The organism is Rhizobium sp. FG113, from assembly GCF_057809895.1.
Genome location: NZ_JBMDKV010000017.1, coordinates 90,034 through 111,010 on the forward strand (window position 1 = coordinate 90,034; position 20,977 = coordinate 111,010).

Consider the following 20,977-nt stretch of genomic DNA (forward strand, 5'->3'; position numbering starts at 1 on the left):
GAGTTCCTGCTGTTGGGATGAAGATCATGGTAGCCACGCAGCCCGTCGACTTTCGACGCGGCATGAATGGCTTGGTGGCTTTGGTTGCGTCGGCGCTAGCGGCGGATCCCTATTGTGGTGACGTGTTTGTCTTCCGCGCCAAGCGTCTCGATCGCTTGCGTTATGTCTATTGGGATGGATCTGGCATGATCCTGGCCACGAAGTGGTTGGAGGCTGGCAAGTTCGTTTGGCCGCCGATCACGAATGGTGCGATGACGATGTCGGCCGAACAATTTGCCCTTCTGATCGCGGGATTGGATTGGACGAGGATCGGCTCACAGCAGGTCAAAAGACCGACGAAAGCAGCATGATGTAATTGTAATTGCTTGAAGATTTTAGGGGATGTGGTAGTCTCCAGCATGTCGCCAAGCCAAGATCAACTCCTGCAGAATATCGAGCATTTGAGCCGAACGGTTCGTGCTCTCGGTGCAGAGAACGCTGATCTCAAAGCCGAGATAGACTATCTCAAGCGCTTGATCCACGGGGCTCGGTCGGAGAAGCTTGCGACCATCGATCCAACACAAACTAGTCTGGATCTCGGCGACCTCGCGGATATCCCAGTTGCTGCCAACGATGATAGCGGGCAAAGTCCTCTTCCATCTCCCCGGAGAGCTCCAGGACGCAATCTTGGTGCACTCCCCAAGCATCTCCCCCGCTATGAGGTTGTCATCGAGCCGGAGAGCAAGACATGCTCGTGCTGCGCAGGCGACCTGCATCGCGTTGGAGAAACGACCACCGAAGCCCTCGATATCGTTCCCGCCATCCTGAGGGTAAAGCGCACTATTCGCCCTCGCTATGCCTGCCGGGCCTGCACAAACGGGATCACGCAGGCGCCAGCGCCGACACGCTTCATGGATGGCGGAATGGCGACGACTGCACTCGCGGCGCATGTCGTGACATCCAAGTTTGCATGGCATCTTCCACTCTATCGACAAACCCAGATCTTCGCAGGCCACGGTATCGTGCTGGATCGGGGAACACTCGGGAGCTGGGTCGAGCGTGTGGCGTGGTGGCTCGAGCCGCTCTATGACAGGCTTCTCGCCTTCATTCGTTCACAGCCCAGGGTCTTCGCCGACGAAACACGCCTCCCACGTCTCGATCCCGGGCGTAAGCGAACCAAGGTTTGTCAGCTGTGGGCACAAGCCGTGGACGATCGGCCCTGGAATGGTCCAGCGCCTCCTGCCGTTGGTTACATCTTCTCCGAGAGCCGCAGCGCCCGTGAGGCCGAGCGCCAATTGGCCTCTTTTGATGGCGTCCTTCAGGTGGACGGATATGCGGCATACAAAACCCTCGCCAAACGGCGCGGCAAAAGTAATGCGCATCCATTGCGGCTGGCATTTTGCCTGGCTCACGCCCGACGCAAGTTCGTGGACGTCGTCAAGCTGACCGGCTCATCGGAGGCCCTGGAGATCGTGTCGATCCTTGCGGAGGTCTATCTGACCGAGCAGCAGATCCGCGGGCAGAGCGCAGAAGAGCGCCGTCAGACGCGGCAGTTAAAATCGCTCCCGATCATGAAGTCATTGAAGGCCCGGCTGCTTGACCTCAAGGGAGATATCTCGAACCAATCGGCTCTCGCCAAGGCCATCAACTATACCCTCACGCACTGGACTGGGCTCACAGCCTTCCTCGACGATGGAACGATCGAAGTCGACAGCAATATTGTTGAACGTTCGATGAAGTCCGTTGCTCTCACGAGGAAAAACTCGATGTTCGTCGGCAACGCCCGAGGTGGCGAGACCTTTGCCATCCTGGCTTCGCTGATCAATTCGGCCAAGCTGAACGGGCTTGATCCGCAGACTTGGCTTGCCGATGTCCTCGAGCGGGTAGTATCCGGTCAAACGACAATCAACCAGCTCGATACACTGCTTCCTTGGAATTGGTCGCCCGAGCAGACCAGGCAAGCAGCATGAATCGCCCATGTGTCTCCTATGATGAGCTTGATGAACGCCTGCGCGGCGACGGACATAATGACTATGTCGGAATGAGCGCGATCGACGGCTTGCTGGCGGCGATCGTCGCTGGCCCCGTGCCGGTTGCGCCAGCACTTTGGATGCCGAATGTCTTCGGTGGCACCTTGCCACAAACGAAGCCCGGTTCGATCGAGGAACGTCTCGTAAACACCGTCCTCAACCGGCATGATGAAGTGGACCACCTCCTCGCACATGCCCCTGGTGACTACTATCCGATCTTCATGCATGACAAAGGCAGGACGGTCGTCGACGCTTGGGCAATCGGCTTTGCGCTGGGGCTGGGCTTGGGTGGCGAGGCGTGGGCACCCATCCTGCTGGCCACACCCAAGCCCATCATCACCCCGATCATGACCGTCAATCCGCAGCTCGCCAAACTGTTGTTCCGCATGTCACCGCAGGAAAAACGAAAAATCCGAGCGACTGCTCATATCCATATCCGAGCCGCTGTGACCCAGCTCTACGCTGTCACCCGGGCCGCTCGCCAATAGCCGTCGGCACAAACCAGCCGCCTCGGCAACGTGGCGCGTTCGTTGCGCTCACGAAAGTGCGGATCGACCTCAAGGATGCGGTCGAGTTCGAAGGCCCTCCTATCAAGAAGGCTTGAAATATTGAGGGCGCAGCGTTGGGTGTGGAGGATGCTGGCGGTCGGGTTGATCCGGCGGATGCGGTCCTCTACCGCCTTCAGTTCTTCCGGAGAAGCTAGATCCGTCTTGTTGACGATGATCGTGTCGGCAAAAGCAAGCTGCTCCTGTGCTTCATGGGCCCGGCCAATCTCGCCGATGAGATGCTTGGCATCGACCACGGTGATGATGGAATCGAGTCGGGCCTTGGCGCGTACGTCCTCATCGACGAAAAATGTCTGAGCGACAGGGGCGGGATCAGCGAGGCCGGTGGTTTCAATCAGAATTCCGTCGAAGCGGTCGCGTCGTCGCATCAGGCTTTCAATGATGCGGATCAGATCGCCGCGAACCGTGCAGCAGATTCAGCCGTTGTTCATCTCGAATACGTCTTCCTCGGCATCGACAATGAGATCGTTGTCGATGCCGACTTCGCCAAACTCGTTGACGATCACTGCATACTTCCGGCCATGCGGCTCGGAGAGAATGCGGTTGAGGAGGGTCGTTTTCCCGGCACCGAGGTATCCGGTCAGCACCATGACGGGAGTCGGGGCGGTCTGCTGGGTCATGATCTTGTCCTCGCGATTGACCGGTTGATAGCGAATTACGGACGCAGGCATCGAACCGGGCTTGCACTCTGTTGCAGAAACGTTATTACATAACATAGGATAGGAACATGTAATAACATTACCTTGTTGGATAGTGTCAACCTCCGGAGCGGCCATGACCGGCATTTGCCTGCATTTCGAAGACTTGACTCTCGGTTATGACAGTCACCCCGCCGTACACCATCTTACTGGCAATATGGAATATGGATCGATGACGGCAGTCGTCGGAGCCAACGGGTCGGGCAAGTCGACTCTGATTAAAGAGATTGCAGGCGTTATCAAGCCGATCAGTGGACGCTGCGAGAGCCGGTGCCAGCGGCTTGCCTATCTTCCGCAGCAGTCGGAGATCGACCGAAGCTTTCCCGCCCATGTGATCGACCTCATATCGCTCGGCTTCTGGCAGAGGAGGGGTTTACTCGGGAGAATTACCGCCGAAGACAAAGCCGATCTGGAAAGATGTCTTGATGCCGTGGGTCACCGCCTCCACACCTGGCCCGACGACGACAGGAGTACCCGCGTCGTCCTGATCGGACAGGACATGCCGCAAAAACCGATCCGCGACCTATTCGATGTGCTTGCGCCACGTGCTTCCCGCAGGCGGAGTGCTCCAGCATGAGCCGTACCTTCGCCAATCCGCTGTCACGAAACGATCCTGGCGTCGTCGCAAGTGCCCGAGCCATAAAGCAATGGGCGCGCGATGCACTCACGCTTGGTGAAGACGCACTCGTCTCCGTCAATGAGTCACCTGCCATCTGCCCGGATACCCGCCCAGGGAAACCGTCGTGCTGGTCATGCGTCCAGGAGTACCTGTGCTTCAGGTGTCGATCCACAAAGCGGTCCGCGATGTGACACGCGACGATATCGAAGTCGCCCTTGCCGGATCAAGTCCGAATGACATCGACACAATTCCAATCGCCGATATTGGAGGTTTGATATGTGCGTCGCTCGCAATCCTGCAATTGGTTTCGCAGTCGCCGCAACCGCTCATTCAGCACCCGCAAAATCGTAGAGTCTCAACGATGCCGTCCCTGGGAAGATCTCAAGCGGCAAGCCAGGTTGGCCCTCTTTGTGCCAGTTTTGCCGGGAACGATGCGTTTGTTCTTCCTGGGCGTTCGATATGTGAACGCCTCCTGTTATGAAAACCGATAGTCATTGAGCGTCTCTCCATGACGCCGCGGAAATCTCATGAGAATCCCGGTCGAAACGTTTAAGCTTCGGGTTCATTTGGACTCAATGGTCTCAACGATTTCATATCGATCGACAAAAGATCCCAGACCTTCGTTCAATAACGCGAGAATGCTTGCCGGGCTGATCGGAACGGTTACCACCTTTTCGATGTTCATAACCGGGCACACCATCTCGGGATCGTCAATCAGATCGTCGCGCATCTCTTGCAACGCGCGTTGCGCCTTTCGGTGACTGTCGAAGAAAATGTCCGGAATACCGGTTGGCTTCCAACGCTCTTCGGCGCGAACACCGGCATTCGAGTATGTGTAGAAAGTGAACACAATATCCTGTGCCAACGGTTTCTCCCAAAGCAACTGCGGCGGTGCGCCCCCGCCGTCCACTGCTCATTGACCCCTGGTGATCGGGGGATTCGAAACCGCATACCACGGCCCCATGGCCTTTAGTCCCGGAGAACCTATTGCATACGCCACAGGTCCCCCGACCGCAAAGGTCAAGGAGTCTGATGCCTTACGGGTGGCACCAACCGGGTATGAGGGGTTTCGACGCCCCAAAGCGGCGCGTACCGCTTCGCTGCGGAAGATATGTGATCCTGTTGAATTTGTCCTGAAATTTCTTCGCTTATCTTCGATCACGGCGCCCCCTCGACATTCCGGATATGGGCATGTTCCCACGAAAGCGTGGGAGGGGTCTGAGGCAGTCAAAACTGCCGCCAGGTGAAAGGCTAGCGAGTTTCGTATTCCAATCTTCCAACGGTCCGGATAGAGGCTCCCGCTCTTCAGTGACATTGCCGCTTTCAGTGGTTTGATCGAGCCTGCCTTGATGAGCCCGGTTCAAGAAACCGGCCTGCCCCTTCGGGTGCCGCTTGCGAGCCGGCGGCGGCAAGGGAAGCTTCGCCGCAGCGGGCAGGTGGCGCTTGTGGCTCCCGATTTCCGAGCAACTCCCGCCGCGCCCTTGCCTCCGCATGCTCTTCGCGGCTGACAGATGGGGTCTCGCGAAATCTGCGGGAAGGCAACCCAAAAAGAGGGCGGCAAAAAAGGCCGAGAAGAGAATGGAAAAGAAGGAAATCGAGGAACTTCGCAACCGTGTGCCATGCTCTGCGGTGCTGGAAAAGGCGGGGTTCCTCATTGATCTGAAAGAGAGCACACGGCGGGCGGTAAAGTATCGCCGTGAAAACGAAATCATCATCACGATCCATGACGGTCACGGCTGGTTCGACCCGCTTTCCGAAGCCAAGGGTGATGTATTTTCGCTCGTCGCCCATCTTGATGGCGGAGGGTTCAAGGCAGCGCGCGAGCGCGTTGCCGAGCTTATCGGCTATGTCCCGCAAGACACCGCCAGACGGATGGTTGGTCGTGTCCCAGGGCCAAACCTTGCAATTGTCGACCGATGGAACCGCCAACGTCGTCCATGGCTTGGTTCGCAAACCTGGCACTATCTCTCGGCAGTAAGGTTGCTGCCACCCCATACACTTCATGCTGCCATTTCCCAGAACCATCTTCGCGAAGGACCTTACGGCAGCATGTGGGCCGCCCACACGAACGATCTTGGCACAATCACGGGCTGGGAGGAGCGCGGCCCGGAATGGAGGGGCTTTTCGACGGGGGGAACAAAGGTCCTGTTTCGTCTCGGCCGGTCTGCGGCTTACCGACTCTGCGTCACCGAAGCGGCGATCGATGCCATGAGCCTTGCTGCCTTCGAGGGTCTGCGTGATGGTACCCTCTATCTCAGTACCGGCGGGGGGTGGTCTCCGGCAACAGATGCGGCGCTGCGCGTACTTACCGGTTCTTCCGGCGTCCAGTTGGTCGCGGCAACTGACAATAACACGCAGGGCGACACGTTCGCCGATCGGCTTCGAACCCTTGCCGAAGAAGCGGGCTGCGGCTGGCAGCGATTGCGGCCTCCTGCAGACGACTGGAACGAGGCTCTGCAGGAGAGGGAGGCGGAACGAAGAAAAAGAAGGGGGGAAAGGGAAGGCGTGCCGCATACGCGCCGGCCGCATCAAGGGAAGCTTCGCCCGGCCTGAAGCCGGCCCTTGACCCGGCCGGACGCGATGCCGGCGGCTCGGGAGGGGTGATGAAGGACTGAAGAGGATGGTGAGGTCGAGAGGACAGCGCCGCGCATCGGTCCGGAGCAACTCCGAAGGAGCCGAAAATGAATACCTCACCCGCAATCCGCAAGGTCTATCAGGGGGTCGCCGACCGCCACCAGATGTTCCGCATGTTCGACCGCCACGCCCAGCGACCTGATCGTTGGAACGTCGATGCAACTGGGCTCTACAGCGGAGAATGGTTCGAGATCCGCGAGAGCGAACACGATTACATGTTCGAGATCCTGCCACCGCTGTGGATCCGCGGGTCGATGTTCGCCATGCGCGAGTTTCTGACCGGATCGATCACCAGTGTCTTCTTCGCGCTGCGCATCGATGGATCGATCCGCCACTTCCACGGCTATTGCGATCTCTCTGATACCTCTTCAGTCGAGAACATGCGGCTTGCCATCACCGAGCGCGAAACCCGACCGGTGCGCGCCATGACCCGGGATGAGCGGCTGGACCATATCTGGAGCAGCACGGCCGACGACTATCGCGGCTATGCCGGCGATCGTTGGCCGTACGCCTCACGCGGCAAGCGCACAGTGATGCTTTATGGCGGTGCCACCGGCAGCATACTCAAGCTCCTTGAAGACCTGACCGACGACGAGATCGCCGCCAAACTGCCGGTGCATCTGCGCCACCTTCCCGTCTTCATCGCAGCGTAAGGGGGCGTGACATGGCAGACTACCGCACCGAGACTGTCGTGACGCCGGACATCCCGGCAAGCGACATGACACCGCTCGAGCGTCTGATGCTCTCTCTTGTTTTCGATGAAGAGGCGTGGAGCGACGGGACCTTCTTCAGCACCTGGAACAGTCCTAACGAATGGATCTCACCACGCGAAGACGAACTGCGCGTGGCGCTTGAAGGCTCTCCTGGATCGGAAAGCCGGTTCAACGAGTATATCGCCAACCTGCTTGCGGCATTCGATGCCAAAGACGAGGCCGAGCGTGGCTTCTATATCGAGATCGACCTGACCACCAGCCAGGGTGGTTGGCCCGAGATCCTGCAGGATATTGTGCGGCGCTCCAATACTATCGAGGAAATCGTGGTCTGGGCGGCGTTTACCTGCTCGAAGATGTGCGCAGACGGCTTTGGCGGCAGTGTCATGCGCATTACCGGCACGGCAATTCAGTATTCCTCGACGACCGACATGCTCGAGCAAATGTCGAACGAGCAGCCAACTCAACCGGTGCCAGAAAGTCCTGGTATCGACACCGGCGGGCATGAAACCCGCAGCCGTCTGGAGGGCATCGCCGCCACCGCCGGATGGGACAGTTTCACGTTGTTGCTGCAAATCTCCCGCTGGCTTGATCGGGACCGGCATACCGAAGCGCTGGCCGCATATCTCGACAGCCTCGCCTGCGACGAGACGGATTGACGTCAGTCCTGTCCCAGCCCCATCCTCGAAGGAGCGATCCGGATGCCTACCACCTCTCTCTTTTCACCGTTTCGTCGGATCCACACGGGGACGGCGCCTGCAGCTGAAGTTCGAGCGCTGCTGTCGAGGCACGATACAGCACCCATGTCCCTGCGACGATTCACCGGTATCCTGCACGCCGGTGAGTGGTTCGAGCTGCAGGAGCCCGCGGCGCGCGCGATGGCCGGTTTGTTCCTCGCCAGTCTACGGCCCGGAGGTCTGACTGTTCTCCCCGGACGCCGTCCCGAACAGATCCGGTCCGTCCTCTTCAGCCTCGTGACCAGTGATGGCGAACGCTGGTTCCACGGTTTCGTCAGCGTCACCGATCCCGCCGTGACGCCCGAGACCATGCGGGCGGCGATTGTTGCACGCGAATCCGGCAAACCTGTCCCCGACATCCGCCAGGAAAAGCTCGAACGCATCTGGAACGCTGCGGGCGCAGACCGCGGCTATGCCGACGAGGTCTGGCCGCCCGGCAATGAAGGCTTCAGGACCATCGTTATTCGCAGGCCCGGCTTCCGGCCTGTTCTCAAATTGCTCGCGCATCTTTGTGCCGAGGAGGTACAGCAGCTGTTGCCCGAGGACTGACTGACACCAGCAACGCGGCGGTCAACAAACTTCATTTCGATCAGCTGGCCCGGAGCATCGCTTCGGGCCTCTCCGTTTCCAAAAAGGAGAGTTCCATGGACGACCTCGAAACCACCATTGTCATCAACCCGGCGATCCCACTTACCGATATCACCGAACTTGAACGGCTGGTTCTCTCCAGCGTGTTCGATGCTGGTGAGGTCGACAACGCGCTGTTGCTCTATACCGACAGCGGCGCTGCCCTGACGTTCAGCCTGGCCGCAGGCGATCTATCGGTAGCCTATGAAACGTCTCGCCGCTCACCGAAGAGCGAACTGAACCGGATCGTTGCCGAATGCTGGCGCGACCAGATCGATGGTCGGGACCGGATCGAAATCGATCTGCGACCAAGCTCCTGGGAGTTCATTCTGCAGGACATTGTCGCACGCTCCGAAACGCTTTCGGAAGTCCGAGTACTCGAATGGTCCCGGCATCCATCGCAGAGACCCGACAGTTTCGCTGCCTGCGTCATGCTGATCACCGCGACGGAATGCGCAGGCCGATCCAGCGGTGATCTCTTCGAGGAACTGCGCGCAGCAAACGAGGTACAAAGGCCGGCCGAGGGCCTGAGATACCTTCCCGGCGCGCCTGATCTCTCAAAAGCTGATCCCGTTCTTGAGCGAATGCGCGGTGCGATCGACCGCCAGATGACAGGGCGATTGCCGCACGACCAGTTCCTGCTCGATGCTGGCGGTCGCAACTCGCTGACCACGATCCGCCGGTTCATCGAGTCCTTCGCCACGCCTGCGCCGGCCATCGCCGACATCGATAGCCGACAACTGGACGCGGCCCTGTGCTGCTGGGAGGCCATGCAGGACTACCGGATCCTGTTCGAACACGACAAGCCGCTGGTGCGGAACATTCACGCTCTGATGTTGCTCTGGACCCAGCTCGGTTCGATCGAACTGCGGCGCTGGGCGCGCCCGGCTGCCATCTGCGCGCTCCAGATCCATGACCATCTTGGACGGGAGCTGATCGATCGCCATGCACCGTTCGACTATGGATTTATCCCGGCGGTTCTCGAAGTGCTTGAATGGACAGAGAATGGTCCTGACTTCGCAACACCGCTCGAGGATGCCGCCGCCCGCGTGCTGAAGAAGCTGGAAATGCATGAAGGAGGACGTCGATGAGCGAGAAAGCACCATCTTCCATCCCGCCGGCAACTGCAAAGGTTTCTGCCGATCCCGCGTGCAGCAAGCATTTCGTGCATGTCTACGCCGTGGTCCGGGTCAAGGTTGAAGTCGATGCCACAAACCACCGGGCCGCTATGACCGCGGCCGACGAACGTCTGTTTGGTAACGGATTTGCCGTCAGCCTCAATCCCCGCGGTATCGGCGTGATCGAGGCCGGCTATGCCGAGGAAGTGGTCGGCTATCTCGTCGATGAAGCGGACGACCCGGACTATGAGAAAACCCGGAGCTACAGTCCAGACCACGAGCCGCAAATATTGGATGACGGACATCGGCGTCCGCCCTTCGTCTCGCTGGAAGACCGGCGCGTGACACTGACATTCATGCCCCAGATCTGGCGCCATGATCAGGCGATCGAGGTTGATGTCTCTGAACCAAAAGACTGGACCGTGGCGCTGTCACTGCTCCTCGAACGATTTCCGACAGAGGCAGAGTGGGATGCCAATGCGCAGATCAGGGATGATCTGCGTCACGAAGGTGATGCTCCACAATGGATCCGGGACTGGCCCGGCCCCTTTGAAGTTCGACTGGACGACGACGTTGCGGACGTCTGGAGTGGCTCCGATGAACTATGAGCGTCTTCTGTGGCGCCTCAGGGCCAACCCTGATCTGTTTGGCGATGATGACGAACGGTCGCGCCGTGTGACACGCCTTATCATACGCTGCAAGGCGCGGCTGATGCCAGAATGGGAGGCGTGCGCCAAGCGAGTACGGCTGGAGGCCGACCGTCGCTTCTGGTTCCGGACCCTGTGAAGGGGAAAGGAAGGGGAAGAAAAGAAGACCCCTGCCGCATGTGGCTCCAGCCCGTCAAGGGCGGGCTTCGCCGCTAAAGCGGCCTTTGACCGGCCATCGCCAATGCAGCGGTGAAAAGCTGGATTGGAAAGTCTGAAGAGGCGAGGACAGCGCCGAATTTCTCCAGTCCAAATCCCGAAACTGCGAATGCTATGCTCCGACGGATCGAGATCCGGCGGCATGGTCGTTCGTCCCAACCAATGGTGAAAGACATGCCCATGAAGTTCTTCCCCCCTTCATCGCGCCGACCGTTTGCAGGACGGCCTGGCGGATCGGAAAGCCGCCTCATTCCACTGGCCGCCAATGATGACGATCCGGATCCAACGCCGCCGTCACCTGCGGCCGCCGTAAAACCAGCGTCGGTGGCAAATGAGATCCCGCCGCTTCCCATCGCGGTCTGACGGAGGATCGACCATGCTGACTTTCCCGGTCCAATCCGTCCTCGACGTCATCGCACGTGGTCGCGCCGACGCCGAGGCCAATGGCGGCTTCCGCGATCCCTATTATGGCCTCGAACCCGGAAAGGGCGAAAAGCCCGGCCTCTGGCTTGTTGGAGATCATGGGGTGTATTTGATGTCCAACGGAAAGTTGCCCGAAAACGGCAAGCCATTGGTCGTCTATGCCGAAGAATGCCACCCCGAGCAAAACGACGACTGGTTCGAGGTCAAACGCCAGACCTTCGGGGGCGATGATGGTGTCGATTTCATCGATGCCGAGAGCCTCGAGGCCATGATCGCGGCCAGCCCTGGCGGTACGCATCTGTCTTTCGCCTTTGAGGAAGACGCGATGCAGATCTCGGTCATCCAACGCGGCTGACGCATCAGCGTCCGCTGCAACCACAACCTTCCCCCTTCCACGCGAGCGCCACGCCGGTTCATCCGGTCGATGACGCTCGTCTTTTTTCAGGAGCATTCATCCGATGTCCAACGATCCCTTTTCCCTCGATATGTTCGGCAATACTGCGCTCTCTTCCGGGCTTGGTTTTGGCCTTGGCACGACTGAAGAATTTGCCCCCGGACCGGCAGCGCATGAAAACACAGCTACCGCGCCTGAAGCGCATGTCGTCCCGTTACCGGTTGTTGCGGCCAAACCACCCTTGCCAGGCAAGATGGGCGATCGTTTCAACTTCTATCTTGATGACGATGATCGCGACCTTCCGAAAAGCTGGAAGGAGCGCGCCCGGATCAATGTCGCCGCCATCCTCTCCGCCAACGAGATCGAGAAGCTCGACGTTCCGGTCACGCGCGAACACCAGAAGCGCCTGATCCGTTTTACCGGTTTCGGAGCCTCCGAACTGGCGAGCGGCATGTTCCGTCGCCCCGGCGAGGTCGAATTCAGGGATGGCTGGGACGACCTTGGCGGTTCGCTGGAAAGTGTGGTTTCCGAGACGGACTACGCCTCGCTGGCGCGTTGCACGCAGTACGCCCACTTCACACCGGAGTTCATCATCCGTGCGATGTGGGCAGGTCTTCAACGTCTGGGATGGCGCGGCGGCCGCGTTCTTGAACCCGGCATCGGTACCGGTCTTTTCCCTGCATTGATGCCGCAGGCCTTCCGGGCATCCAGCTATGTCACCGGCATCGAGCTTGATCCGGTCACCGCCCGGATTGTCCGTCTCCTCCAGCCGAAGGCCCGGATCGTTAATGGTGATTTTGCCCGCACCGATCTCGGGGTGATCTACGATCTCGCCATCGGCAATCCGCCGTTTTCTGATCGAACTGTCCGCTCCGATCGTAACTATCGCGGTCTCGGTCTCAGATTGCATGACTATTTCATCGCAAGATCGATCGATCTGCTGAAGCCAGGCGCTCTCGCCGCTTTCGTCACCTCCCACGGCACGATGGACAAGGCCGATACGACGGCCCGTGAGCATATTGCGAAATCGGCCAACCTTGTCGCTGCCATTCGCCTGCCGGAACGCGCGTTCCGCGCGGCTGCAGGTACCGATGTCGTGGTCGACATCCTGTTCTTCCGCAAACGCAAGGCCGGTGAGCCCGAAGGCGATGTCACCTGGCTCGACGTTGACGAAATCCGGCCAGCCACCGCCGATGAAGGCGCGATCCGTGTCAATCGCTGGTTCGCCAGACATCCCGTCTTTGTGCTCGGTGACCATGCCCTCACCTCCGGCCCGTTTGGCGAAACCTATACATGCCAGCCGCGTCCCGGCGAGGACCTTGAGATTCTGCTGAAGGCCGCGATCTCTCTGCTTCCCGAACATCTCTATGATGGCGAGCCGAGCATCATCGATCTCGATCTGGAAGAAGAGCTCGCCGAGATCGTCGACCTGAAGCCCGATAACGCCAAAGTCCGCGAAGGCAGCTTTTTCCTCGACGGCCAGCATAACCTCATGCAGTTGATTGACGGTTCCCCCGTTCCGATCGGCATCCGCAAGGGTCGCAGCAGCGACGGTATCCCCGAAAAGCATGCCCGAATCATTCGCAAGCTCCTGCCGATCCGCGATGCCGTTCGTGAGGTGCTGAAGGCCCAGGAGCAGGATCGACCCTGGCGGGATCTTCAGGTCCGGTTACGCATCGCCTGGGGTGCCTTTGTTCGGGAGTTCGGCCCGATCAATCATACCACGGTCTCAATCAGCGAGGACGAACAGACCGGTGAGATGCGTGAGAGCCATCGCCAGCCGAACCTCGCGCCGTTCAGGGACGATCCCGATTGCTGGTTGGTCGCGTCAATTGAGGACTACGACCTCGACACCGACACGGCAAAGCCCGGTCCGATCTTCTCTGAACGGGTGATAGCGCCACCGGTCGCACCTGTCATCACCAGCGCTGGCGATGCGCTGGCTGTTGTGCTTAACGAACGCGGACGTGTCGACCTCGAGCACATCGCCGAACTGTTGCACATGTCCGCCGAGGAGGTGATCGAAGACCTCGGGGAGGCAATCTTCCAAAATCCCGCAGACGGCTCCTGGCAGACCTCTGACGCCTATCTCTCTGGTCCGGTTCGCACCAGACTGACAGAAGCGGAGGCCGCCGCGGCGCTCGATCCAGCTTTCGCGCGGAATGTCCGAGCATTGCAGGCTGTCCAGCCGGCTGATCTTCGGCCTTCCGACATTACCGCCCGCCTAGGCGCGCCCTGGATCCCCGCAGCCGACGTCGTGGATTTTGTCAACGAGTTGATGGGTGCCGACATCCGTATCCATCACATGCCGGAACTGGGAAGCTGGACGGTCGAGGCGCGCCAGCTCGGATACAGTGCCGCAGGTACGTCCGAATGGGGGACCAGCCGGCGCGATGCCGGCGAACTACTCGCCGATGCCCTGAACTCCCGCGTGCCGCAGATCTTCGACGTGATCAAGGATATCGGTGGCGAACGGCGCATCCTGAATGTGGTCGACACCGAAGCCGCACGCGACAAACTCCAAAAGATCAAGGAGGCATTTCAGAAGTGGGTCTGGATCGATCCGGGTCGCACCGACCGGCTGGCCAGAATTTACAACGACCGCTTCAACAACATCGCGCCTCGGGTCTTTGACGGCTCGCATCTGAAACTGCCCGGCGCCAGCGCGGCCTTCCACCTCTATTCGCACCAGAAGCGTGGCATATGGCGCATCATTTCCGCCGGCTCCACCTATCTCGCGCATGCCGTCGGTGCGGGGAAAACCATGACGATGGCCGCCGCCATCATGGAGCAAAAGCGTCTCGGATTGATCGCCAAAGCCATGCAGGTCGTGCCAGGCCATTGCCTGGCTCAGGCCGCGCGTGAGTTTCTTGCGCTCTATCCATCCGCCAACATTCTGGTCGCGGACGAGACCAACTTCAGCAAGGACAAGCGGGCGAGATTCTTATCGCGCGCCGCGACCGCGACCTGGGATGCGATCATCATCACCCATTCGGCCTTCAAATTCATCGGTGTTCCCTCAGCTTTCGAACAAGGCATGATCCACGACGAGCTGGAGCTTTATGAGGAGCTGCTAACCCGGGTCGACAGTGAGGACCGTGTCTCACGCAAGCGGCTGGAACGGTTGAAGGAGGGATTGCAAGAGCGCCTGGAGGCGCTGTCGACGCGCAAGGACGACCTCTTGACGATTTCTGAAATTGGCGTCGACCAGATCGTCGTTGATGAAGCCCAGGAGTTCCGCAAGCTTTCGTTCGCGACCAACATGTCGACGTTGAAAGGCATCGATCCGAACGGATCGCAACGCGCCTGGGATCTCTATGTGAAATCGCGTTACATTGAAACACGAAATCCGGGTCGAGCCCTCGTTCTGGCATCGGGGACGCCTATTACGAATACACTCGGCGAGATGTTCTCGATCCAGCGGCTGCTTGGACATGAGGCGCTTGCCGAACGTGGCTTGCATGAATTCGATGCCTGGGCGAGTTGCTTCGGCGATACGTCAACGGAACTGGAGATCCAGCCGTCCGGCAAGTACCGCCCTGTCAGCCGCTTTGCGAGCTTCGTGAATGTGCCGGAACTGATCGCCATGTTCCGCGCCTTCGCCGACGTCGTGATGCCCGACGATCTTCGCGAATATGTCAGGGTGCCGGCGATTTCGACGGGCCGCCGCCAGATCGTCACCGCTAAGCCGACGCCTGCCTTCAAGATGTATCAGCAAATCCTCGAAGCGCGTATCAAGGCAATCGAGATGCGAGAGGGACCGGCGCAGCCCGGTGACGACATTCTCTTGTCGGTGATCACCGATGGTCGCCATGCGGCAATCGATCTTCGTCTGGTCATGCCGGCGAACGACAACGAGGACGAAAACAAACTCAACATGCTCGTCCGCAACGCTTTCCGGATCTGGCAGGAGACAGGTGAAAGCATCTATAGCCGCCCGGATGGCAAGGACTACGATCTGCCGGGTGCGGCCCAGATGATCTTTTCCGATCTGGGGACCATAAATGTCGAGAAGACACGCCGCTTCTCGGCCTACCGCTGGATACGTGATGAACTGATCCGCCTCGGCGTGCCCGCTTCCGAAATCGCTTATATGCAGGACTACAAGAAGACCGAGGCGAAACAACGCTTGTTCGGCGACGTGCGTGCCGGCAGGGTACGCTTCCTCCTCGGATCCTCCGAGACAATGGGAACAGGTGTCAACGCGCAGTTACGCCTGAAAGCCTTGCATCACCTCGATGTGCCGTGGCTCCCTTCCCAGATCGAACAGCGCGAGGGCCGGATCGTGCGACAGGGCAACCAGCATGACGAGGTCGATATTTTCGCCTACGCGACGGAGGGCAGCCTTGATGCGTCGATGTGGCAGAACAATGAGCGCAAGGCGAGGTTCATCGCTGCCGCGTTGAGCGGCGACACCTCGATCCGCAGGCTTGAGGATCTGGGCGAGGGCCAGGCCAACCAGTTCGCGATGGCGAAAGCGATCGCCAGCGGTGACGAGAGGCTCATGCAAAAGGCAGGTCTGGAAGCCGATATCGCCCGGCTCGAACGGTTGCGCGCCGCGCACGACGACGATCAATATGCTGTTCGACGCCAGATCCGTGACGCCGAGCGTGACATCGAAACCGCGACCCGCCGGATTGGTGAGATCGGTGAGGACTTGAAGCGGTCTATTCCGACCGCAGCGGATTCCTTCACCATGACAGTTCTCGGTGAGGTCCAAGATGAACGCAAGGACGCCGGTCGGGCGCTGATGCGGGAAATCCTGACGCTCGTACAGCTTCGCCAGCACGGCGAGGTTCATCTCGCATCGATCGGCGGGTTCGATCTCGTCTATGAGGGGGAACGGTTTGGAAAAGCCGAGGGCTATCGTTATGCGACGTTGCTGCAGCGCACCGGTGCGGACTACGAGGTCGATCTGGCCGTGACGGTGACACCGCTCGGGGCGATCTCTCGCCTCGAACATGCGCTCGATGGGTTCGAGGAGGAGCGTGATCGTTATCGCCATCGCCTCGAAGACGCTCGCCGACGGCTCGTTTCATATCGCACACGTGAGGGCGGGAGTTTCGCCTTCGCTGAAGAGCTTGCTTTGAAGCGTCGCCAGTTAAGCGATGTCGATGAGGCCTTGGCCGCCTCGATGCGTGAGGACAGCCAAGGTGTTGAACAGGCAGCCTGATCGCTTCCATCTCTTGTCCCCCGCTGATCGTGGGGGACAAATCGTGTTTGACGCCTGTCCTTGGCTGTTCACGCACGCAGAACCGCTGGCATTTGCAAAATAGTCAAATAATTTGTATATTCCGACTAAGTCTCACACGCGGCACACAAGTTCTATCAGTTCTTTTTTCCTGATTTTTGCTTCACCCGGATTCGCAGCGGGCGGCCCTCTGCATACTCCAGATCGAAGGCGTTCGTTTTCCTCACGAGATCGCTCAGCTTGCGAAACCCATAAGTTCGCGGGTCAAAATCCGAAGCGAGATTTGCAAGTTGATTGCCGACGGCGCCAAGCGGTACCCATCCATCCTCGCTCTCCATCTGGGCGATGACCTTCCTGATGATGGGCGTGGCGGCTGTCGGGGGCTGGAGGGAGGCTGTCACCTGTACCGCATCTGTCCCGTTCGCGGCAGCCACGGGCAACAGATTTTCGGTATAGATGAAACGCCGGCAGGCCTGCCTGAAACTTTCAGGCGTCTTCTGCTCTCCAAAACCGAAGACGTCGATGCCTTGTTCACGGATGCGAGAGGCGAGGCGGGTGAAATCGCTGTCGGAAGATACCAGGCAAAAACCGTCGAAGCGACCACTATGCAGCAGGTCCATCGCGTCGATGACAAGCGTGATATCGGAAGCATTCTTGCCGGCCGTGTAGGCGAACTGCTGCTGGGGAATGATTGCGTGTCTTGCGAGAACGTCGGTCCACGCCTTTGAACGGGCATTGGCGAAGTCGCCATAGATGCGTCGAACACTCGCTTCGCCGATCTTGGCAATTTCTTCAAACAGGCCATCAACGATTTTCGCAGACGCGTTGTCAGCGTCGATAAGTACCGCAAGCCGCGGCGAACGGGATTCTGCCATGCTTAAAGCATCCTGCCTATCACAATTGACGGGAATCCAGCATCAACGAGTGGGTGGCGTGTGGCAAGCGCGTTGTTTTTTCTTCACACGCGGTGGCCCGTCTAAGTGATTGGCGAGGGTTGCGCATCCGACAAACGGGAGCGCAATATACCAGTACGCGAGGATTTCGTTCCCGCATTCTATGCGCCAGCTGGCGTGGCTTATCTTGCAATTTAAGGTGATGCGAGCTAAATGTAGTTACGTAACCACGATATTTTGGAGGATTGTCATGACGGTCACCACGCTTTCAGGCCGGGAACTCAATCACGATCTTGGCCGTGCAAAACGCGCGGCCAACGAGGGTCCAGTCATTATCACCGACAGAGGACGGCCAGCGCATGTCCTCTTGTCGTTCGACGAATATAAACGGCTGACCGGAAAAATGCGGACGCTTGGCGACATGCTGGCCGCACCGGGTGCGGGCGAAATTGACTTGCCACTTTCGCCGCGGACGGAACGAGCGCAGGCAGTTGACCTGACCTGATGCTGTTGCTCGATACGAATGTTGTCTCCGAACTGCGCAAGATTGTGAGCGGCAAGGCACATCCCAATGTCGTGGTCTGGAATGAAACCGTAGATCCGGACGAAACGTTCATTTCTTCCGTCGTGCTGCATGAGCTTGAGATCGGCGTGCGGTTGGTGGAACACAATGATAGCGCCGCCGGGAAGGTATTGCGCAACTGGCTGGACAACACGGTTATCACAGCGTTCTCGGGTCGCATTCTTCCCCTTGACGAGGCGGCGGCCTTGCAGGCAGCCGAATGGCATGTGCCTGACCCCAAGCCGATCAACGATGCCTATATCGCCGCGACGGCGCTCACCCGGCGCATGACACTCGTCACGCGCAACATCAAGGATTTTGCGGGTATGGGCGTGAAACTTGTCAATCCGTGGGATCCCTTCACGTAGCAGCGGTGTGGTAGACTTCGTTCGCCCAAGACATCGCGACGAAACCGCGAAAGCGCTCAATCTTCGGGCAAAGCAGCATCCGGACCACAGAATTCCAACCCGTTTCCGGGCATGTGCTCAGCGGAACTGTGCTCGGCAATTGGGTCCATTCATAAAGGCGGTGCAGCATTCGCATGGCTGCATTGCACAATAAATAGTTTCTGTCTGCTCAGAAACTAGCCATAGAGCACACAGCTGATGCATTTGGACGGTCACCTCCCAGTTCCGTCGCATCAGCTGTTCCCCTCTGGAGGTTCAAAATCTCCACACTTCATGGGCCGCGGTTTCCGAGGGCCCATTTTTTTTGTCTTCCGCTCAACTCCGCTGTCGCGCTCCTCGCAAGAGGTGGCATCGCCCTGTCCCTTTCGATCCGTGGGCGCAAAATGAATAGGGAGGAAGAAAAGGGGGAAGAAGAACCGGTCGCAGATCGGTCCTCCCGCCGACGCTTGCGCTCAACTGCCGCCTGCCGCATCCCGGCAACTCGTCCTTCGCAAGGCCGTCGGCCCCGCTTGTCCTTCGCCGCAGGGACGCTCGGCCGCAGTTGCGCCGGTCCGGCCGCCCCGCGGGCCGGAAGGTGTCTTCGGAAAAAAGAAGACGCGAACAGGAGTGGCAAAGGGCCGCTCCGCATCCGGTCAAGGAGAAACCCATGTATCTTGTCACGCTCGATCCACGCGCGCTGAAAGACAATCCCGACAAGACCCGTCAGTCGAAATCATCGGCACAAGCCGATGCGCTTCTTCTGGCCACCATCAAGGCCGTCGGCATTATCCAGCCACCGGTCGTCGAACCCGAGAAGGATGGTGGCAACGGCTATATCATCGATGCCGGCCATCGCCGCGTGCGCCAGGCAATCGCCGCAGGCCTCGAGGAAATTCAGGTTCTCGTCGATGAGGCGGCAAACGACAATGGTGCGATGCGCTCCATGGTGGAAAACACGGCACGCGAGCCGCTCAACCCTGTCGACCAATGGCGCGGCGTCGAACGCCTCGTCGCTCTCGGCTGGACCGAGGAAGCGATCGCGCTGGCGCTCACTTTGCAGGTACGGCAGGTCCGCAAGCTCAGGCTGCTTGCGAATGTGTTGCCTGCGATGCTCGATCAGATGGCGCTCGGCGACATGCCGTCCGAGCAGCAGCTTCGCACGATCGCAGCCGCCAGCGTCGAAGAACAGAAGCAGGTCTGGAAGGCCAACAAGCCGAAGAAGGGCGAGCGGGCATCCTGGCACCAGATCTCCAATGCGCTCGCCAAGAAGCGCATGTACGCCAAGGATGCGAGCTTCGGCGACGATCTTGCGGCCGCCTATGGTGTCGAATGGGTCGAAGACCTCTTCGCTCCCGCTGACGAGGACACGCGTTACACAGCCAACGTTGAAGGTTTCCTCGGTGCTCAGCACGAATGGATGACCGCCAACCTGCCCAAGCGCGGTGCCATCGTCGAGGTCAATTCCTGGGGACAGCCCGAACTGCCGAAGAAGGCAGAGCGTGTCTACGGTAAGCCACAGAAATCGGACCATGCAGGCATGTATCTCGATCGTGACGGGAAAGTGCAGACGGTCCACTATCGTCTCCCCGAGGTGAAGAAGCCGAAGGGCGCCGGTGGTGCGACGGCGGGCGGTGCCGGCGAGGCCGACGACACGATCGTCGGGGCAAAGCCGCGCCCGGATGTCACCCAGAAGGGTCTCGACATGGTCGGTGATTTCCGCACGGACGCCCTGCATGAGGCGCTCGGTCGCGCGCCGATTGAGGACGATACATTGCTTGCTCTGCTCGTCCTGGCCTTTGCCGGGACCAACGTACGCGTCGATTCCGGCGCGGGTGACACTGTCTTCGGCCAGAAGCGTTTCGCCCGTCATGTCGTTCGCCTGATCGACGAGAATGGCAAGCTGTCCTTCGATCTCGACACATTGCGGGTCGTTGCCCGCTCGACATTGGTTGAGGTGCTGTCATGCCGCCGTGGCATGTCGAACAGCGGCGTCATCTCCCGGATTGCGGGCGATGCCATCGGGGCGGATGGCTATCTGCCGAATATGGGAACCGGAGACTTCCTGCTTTGCTTGTCGCGCCAGGCGCTGGAAGCATCCTGCAAGGACGCTTCGGTCGTTCCGCGCCAGAAGGTGAGGGAAACCCGCGCTGCGCTGGTCGACCACTACCAGGACGGCCATTTCGTGCACGCTTCGGCTCTCTTCGCGCCGGAGGCCGGCGACGTGGCAGATCTGATCAAGCGTGGCGAGGTCATCGACGCCGATGACGACGGCTCGGGCAGTGACGAGGAGGAGATTGCCGTCTCCGAGGATGCCGAGGCTGAAACCGAGGTGGCTGACAGCGACCCGTCCGAAGCCGGCGATGATGAACCGGGCGAGGATCCGGCTGACACGGACGACGGATCGCACACTCCGGAGTCCGACGACGAAGACAGTGCCTACGGCATCGCCGCCGAATAGGGGCGGTGCTCTCATCAAGATCGTTTCCGCCGCCGGCCTATCACCAGCGGCGGTTTCGTTTACAGATCCTCAAATCTTCAGGAGAAATC

The 20,977-nt window shown here is 59.4% G+C and carries 17 protein-coding genes and 1 pseudogene; 15 read left to right on the forward strand and 3 right to left on the reverse strand.

The window, feature by feature from the left end:
- The first annotated feature begins 17 nt into the window (after positions 1-17).
- Genes tnpB through ACODTZ_RS28315 form a run of 3 tightly spaced genes read left to right on the forward strand, consistent with a single transcriptional unit; the run spans position 18 to position 2,497 of the window.
- Complete coding sequence (gene tnpB / locus ACODTZ_RS28305) at positions 18-350, forward strand: IS66 family insertion sequence element accessory protein TnpB (RefSeq protein WP_210309521.1); 333 nt, start codon at positions 18-20, stop codon at positions 348-350.
- A 48-nt stretch (positions 351-398) separates the two neighbouring features.
- On the forward strand, positions 399-1,949 hold the full coding sequence (tnpC, locus tag ACODTZ_RS28310) for an IS66 family transposase (protein WP_055971785.1): 1,551 nt from the start codon (positions 399-401) through the stop codon (positions 1,947-1,949).
- The gene (locus ACODTZ_RS28315; RefSeq protein ID WP_055971787.1) at positions 1,946-2,497 is read left to right on the forward strand and encodes a YecA/YgfB family protein; all 552 of its coding nucleotides are present in this window, start codon (positions 1,946-1,948) and stop codon (positions 2,495-2,497) included. The genes tnpC and ACODTZ_RS28315 overlap by 4 nt, the downstream gene beginning before the upstream one ends.
- 47 nt (positions 2,498-2,544) lie before the next feature.
- On the opposite strand, the pseudogene ACODTZ_RS28320 reads toward ACODTZ_RS28315, so the two are convergent.
- Positions 2,545-3,195: pseudogene (locus ACODTZ_RS28320) on the reverse strand (CobW family GTP-binding protein); the annotation flags it as partial.
- A gap of 154 nt (positions 3,196-3,349) precedes the next feature.
- Between ACODTZ_RS28320 and ACODTZ_RS28325 the strand changes: the two are divergent.
- Entirely contained in the window at positions 3,350-3,850 is a 501-nt protein-coding gene (locus tag ACODTZ_RS28325; protein ID WP_055971790.1) for an ATP-binding cassette domain-containing protein, read from the forward strand.
- Between the two features lie 604 nt (positions 3,851-4,454).
- Here the strand turns inward: ACODTZ_RS28325 and ACODTZ_RS28330 are convergent.
- On the reverse strand, positions 4,455-4,757 hold the full coding sequence (locus tag ACODTZ_RS28330; RefSeq protein WP_055971979.1) for a hypothetical protein: 303 nt from the start codon (positions 4,755-4,757) through the stop codon (positions 4,455-4,457).
- A 713-nt stretch (positions 4,758-5,470) separates the two neighbouring features.
- Between ACODTZ_RS28330 and ACODTZ_RS28335 the strand changes: the two genes are divergently transcribed.
- From ACODTZ_RS28335 to ACODTZ_RS28370, 8 genes are all read left to right on the forward strand, one after another.
- Positions 5,471-6,445 (forward strand): DUF3991 and toprim domain-containing protein, encoded by a 975-nt coding sequence (locus ACODTZ_RS28335; protein WP_055971982.1) that lies wholly within the window; start codon positions 5,471-5,473, stop codon positions 6,443-6,445.
- A gap of 128 nt (positions 6,446-6,573) precedes the next feature.
- Entirely contained in the window at positions 6,574-7,179 is a 606-nt protein-coding gene (locus ACODTZ_RS28340; protein ID WP_055971793.1) for a DUF1419 domain-containing protein, read from the forward strand.
- 38 nt (positions 7,180-7,217) lie between these two features.
- Positions 7,218-7,895 carry a hypothetical protein gene (locus tag ACODTZ_RS28345; RefSeq protein ID WP_489029792.1) on the forward strand — a complete coding sequence of 226 codons (678 nt, stop codon included), beginning with the start codon at positions 7,218-7,220 and terminating at the stop codon, positions 7,893-7,895.
- A 42-nt stretch (positions 7,896-7,937) separates the two neighbouring features.
- Complete coding sequence (locus ACODTZ_RS28350; protein ID WP_082496416.1) at positions 7,938-8,522, forward strand: DUF1419 domain-containing protein; 585 nt, start codon at positions 7,938-7,940, stop codon at positions 8,520-8,522.
- Between the two features lie 95 nt (positions 8,523-8,617).
- Complete coding sequence (locus ACODTZ_RS28355) at positions 8,618-9,691, forward strand: hypothetical protein (RefSeq protein ID WP_055971800.1); 1,074 nt, start codon at positions 8,618-8,620, stop codon at positions 9,689-9,691.
- On the forward strand, positions 9,688-10,326 hold the full coding sequence (locus tag ACODTZ_RS28360; protein ID WP_082496417.1) for a hypothetical protein: 639 nt from the start codon (positions 9,688-9,690) through the stop codon (positions 10,324-10,326). The genes ACODTZ_RS28355 and ACODTZ_RS28360 overlap by 4 nt, the downstream gene beginning before the upstream one ends.
- 631 nt (positions 10,327-10,957) lie before the next feature.
- On the forward strand, positions 10,958-11,359 hold the full coding sequence (locus ACODTZ_RS28365) for a DUF3085 domain-containing protein (RefSeq protein ID WP_055971803.1): 402 nt from the start codon (positions 10,958-10,960) through the stop codon (positions 11,357-11,359).
- Positions 11,360-11,462: 103 nt separating this feature from the next.
- Positions 11,463-16,571, forward strand: a complete 5,109-nt coding sequence (locus ACODTZ_RS28370) for a lactate dehydrogenase (protein WP_055971807.1) — start codon at positions 11,463-11,465, stop codon at positions 16,569-16,571.
- Between the two features lie 155 nt (positions 16,572-16,726).
- On the opposite strand, the gene ACODTZ_RS28375 is transcribed toward ACODTZ_RS28370, so the two are convergent.
- The gene (locus tag ACODTZ_RS28375; protein WP_055971810.1) at positions 16,727-17,464 is read right to left on the reverse strand and encodes an NYN domain-containing protein; all 738 of its coding nucleotides are present in this window, start codon (positions 17,462-17,464) and stop codon (positions 16,727-16,729) included.
- A gap of 268 nt (positions 17,465-17,732) precedes the next feature.
- On the opposite strand from ACODTZ_RS28375, the gene ACODTZ_RS28380 reads away from it, so the two are divergent.
- From ACODTZ_RS28380 to ACODTZ_RS28390, 3 genes are all read left to right on the forward strand, one after another.
- Positions 17,733-17,987 (forward strand): type II toxin-antitoxin system Phd/YefM family antitoxin, encoded by a 255-nt coding sequence (locus tag ACODTZ_RS28380; RefSeq protein WP_055971985.1) that lies wholly within the window; start codon positions 17,733-17,735, stop codon positions 17,985-17,987.
- Positions 17,987-18,412 carry a type II toxin-antitoxin system VapC family toxin gene (locus tag ACODTZ_RS28385; protein WP_055971813.1) on the forward strand — a complete coding sequence of 142 codons (426 nt, stop codon included), beginning with the start codon at positions 17,987-17,989 and terminating at the stop codon, positions 18,410-18,412. The genes ACODTZ_RS28380 and ACODTZ_RS28385 overlap by 1 nt, the downstream gene beginning before the upstream one ends.
- A gap of 685 nt (positions 18,413-19,097) precedes the next feature.
- Positions 19,098-20,888, forward strand: coding sequence for a ParB/RepB/Spo0J family partition protein (locus ACODTZ_RS28390; protein WP_055971816.1), 1,791 nt, complete (start codon positions 19,098-19,100; stop codon positions 20,886-20,888).
- The last annotated feature ends 89 nt before the right edge of the window (positions 20,889-20,977 follow it).

Excerpts from the sequence above, each read along its gene's own strand:
- tnpB (WP_210309521.1), top strand. The coding sequence starts at position 18 with ATGAAGATCATGGTAGCCACGCAGCCCGTCGACTTTCGACGCGGCATG.
- tnpC (WP_055971785.1), top strand. The coding sequence starts at position 399 with ATGTCGCCAAGCCAAGATCAACTCCTGCAGAATATCGAGCATTTGAGC.
- ACODTZ_RS28315 (WP_055971787.1), top strand. The coding sequence starts at position 1,946 with ATGAATCGCCCATGTGTCTCCTATGATGAGCTTGATGAACGCCTGCGC.
- ACODTZ_RS28325 (WP_055971790.1), top strand. The coding sequence starts at position 3,350 with ATGACCGGCATTTGCCTGCATTTCGAAGACTTGACTCTCGGTTATGAC.
- ACODTZ_RS28335 (WP_055971982.1), top strand. The coding sequence starts at position 5,471 with ATGGAAAAGAAGGAAATCGAGGAACTTCGCAACCGTGTGCCATGCTCT.
- ACODTZ_RS28340 (WP_055971793.1), top strand. The coding sequence starts at position 6,574 with ATGAATACCTCACCCGCAATCCGCAAGGTCTATCAGGGGGTCGCCGAC.
- ACODTZ_RS28350 (WP_082496416.1), top strand. The coding sequence starts at position 7,938 with ATGCCTACCACCTCTCTCTTTTCACCGTTTCGTCGGATCCACACGGGG.
- ACODTZ_RS28355 (WP_055971800.1), top strand. The coding sequence starts at position 8,618 with ATGGACGACCTCGAAACCACCATTGTCATCAACCCGGCGATCCCACTT.
- ACODTZ_RS28360 (WP_082496417.1), top strand. The coding sequence starts at position 9,688 with ATGAGCGAGAAAGCACCATCTTCCATCCCGCCGGCAACTGCAAAGGTT.
- ACODTZ_RS28365 (WP_055971803.1), top strand. The coding sequence starts at position 10,958 with ATGCTGACTTTCCCGGTCCAATCCGTCCTCGACGTCATCGCACGTGGT.
- ACODTZ_RS28370 (WP_055971807.1), top strand. The coding sequence starts at position 11,463 with ATGTCCAACGATCCCTTTTCCCTCGATATGTTCGGCAATACTGCGCTC.
- ACODTZ_RS28375 (WP_055971810.1), bottom strand. The coding sequence starts at position 17,464 with ATGGCAGAATCCCGTTCGCCGCGGCTTGCGGTACTTATCGACGCTGAC.
- ACODTZ_RS28380 (WP_055971985.1), top strand. The coding sequence starts at position 17,733 with ATGACGGTCACCACGCTTTCAGGCCGGGAACTCAATCACGATCTTGGC.
- ACODTZ_RS28385 (WP_055971813.1), top strand. The coding sequence starts at position 17,987 with ATGCTGTTGCTCGATACGAATGTTGTCTCCGAACTGCGCAAGATTGTG.
- ACODTZ_RS28390 (WP_055971816.1), top strand. The coding sequence starts at position 19,098 with ATGTATCTTGTCACGCTCGATCCACGCGCGCTGAAAGACAATCCCGAC.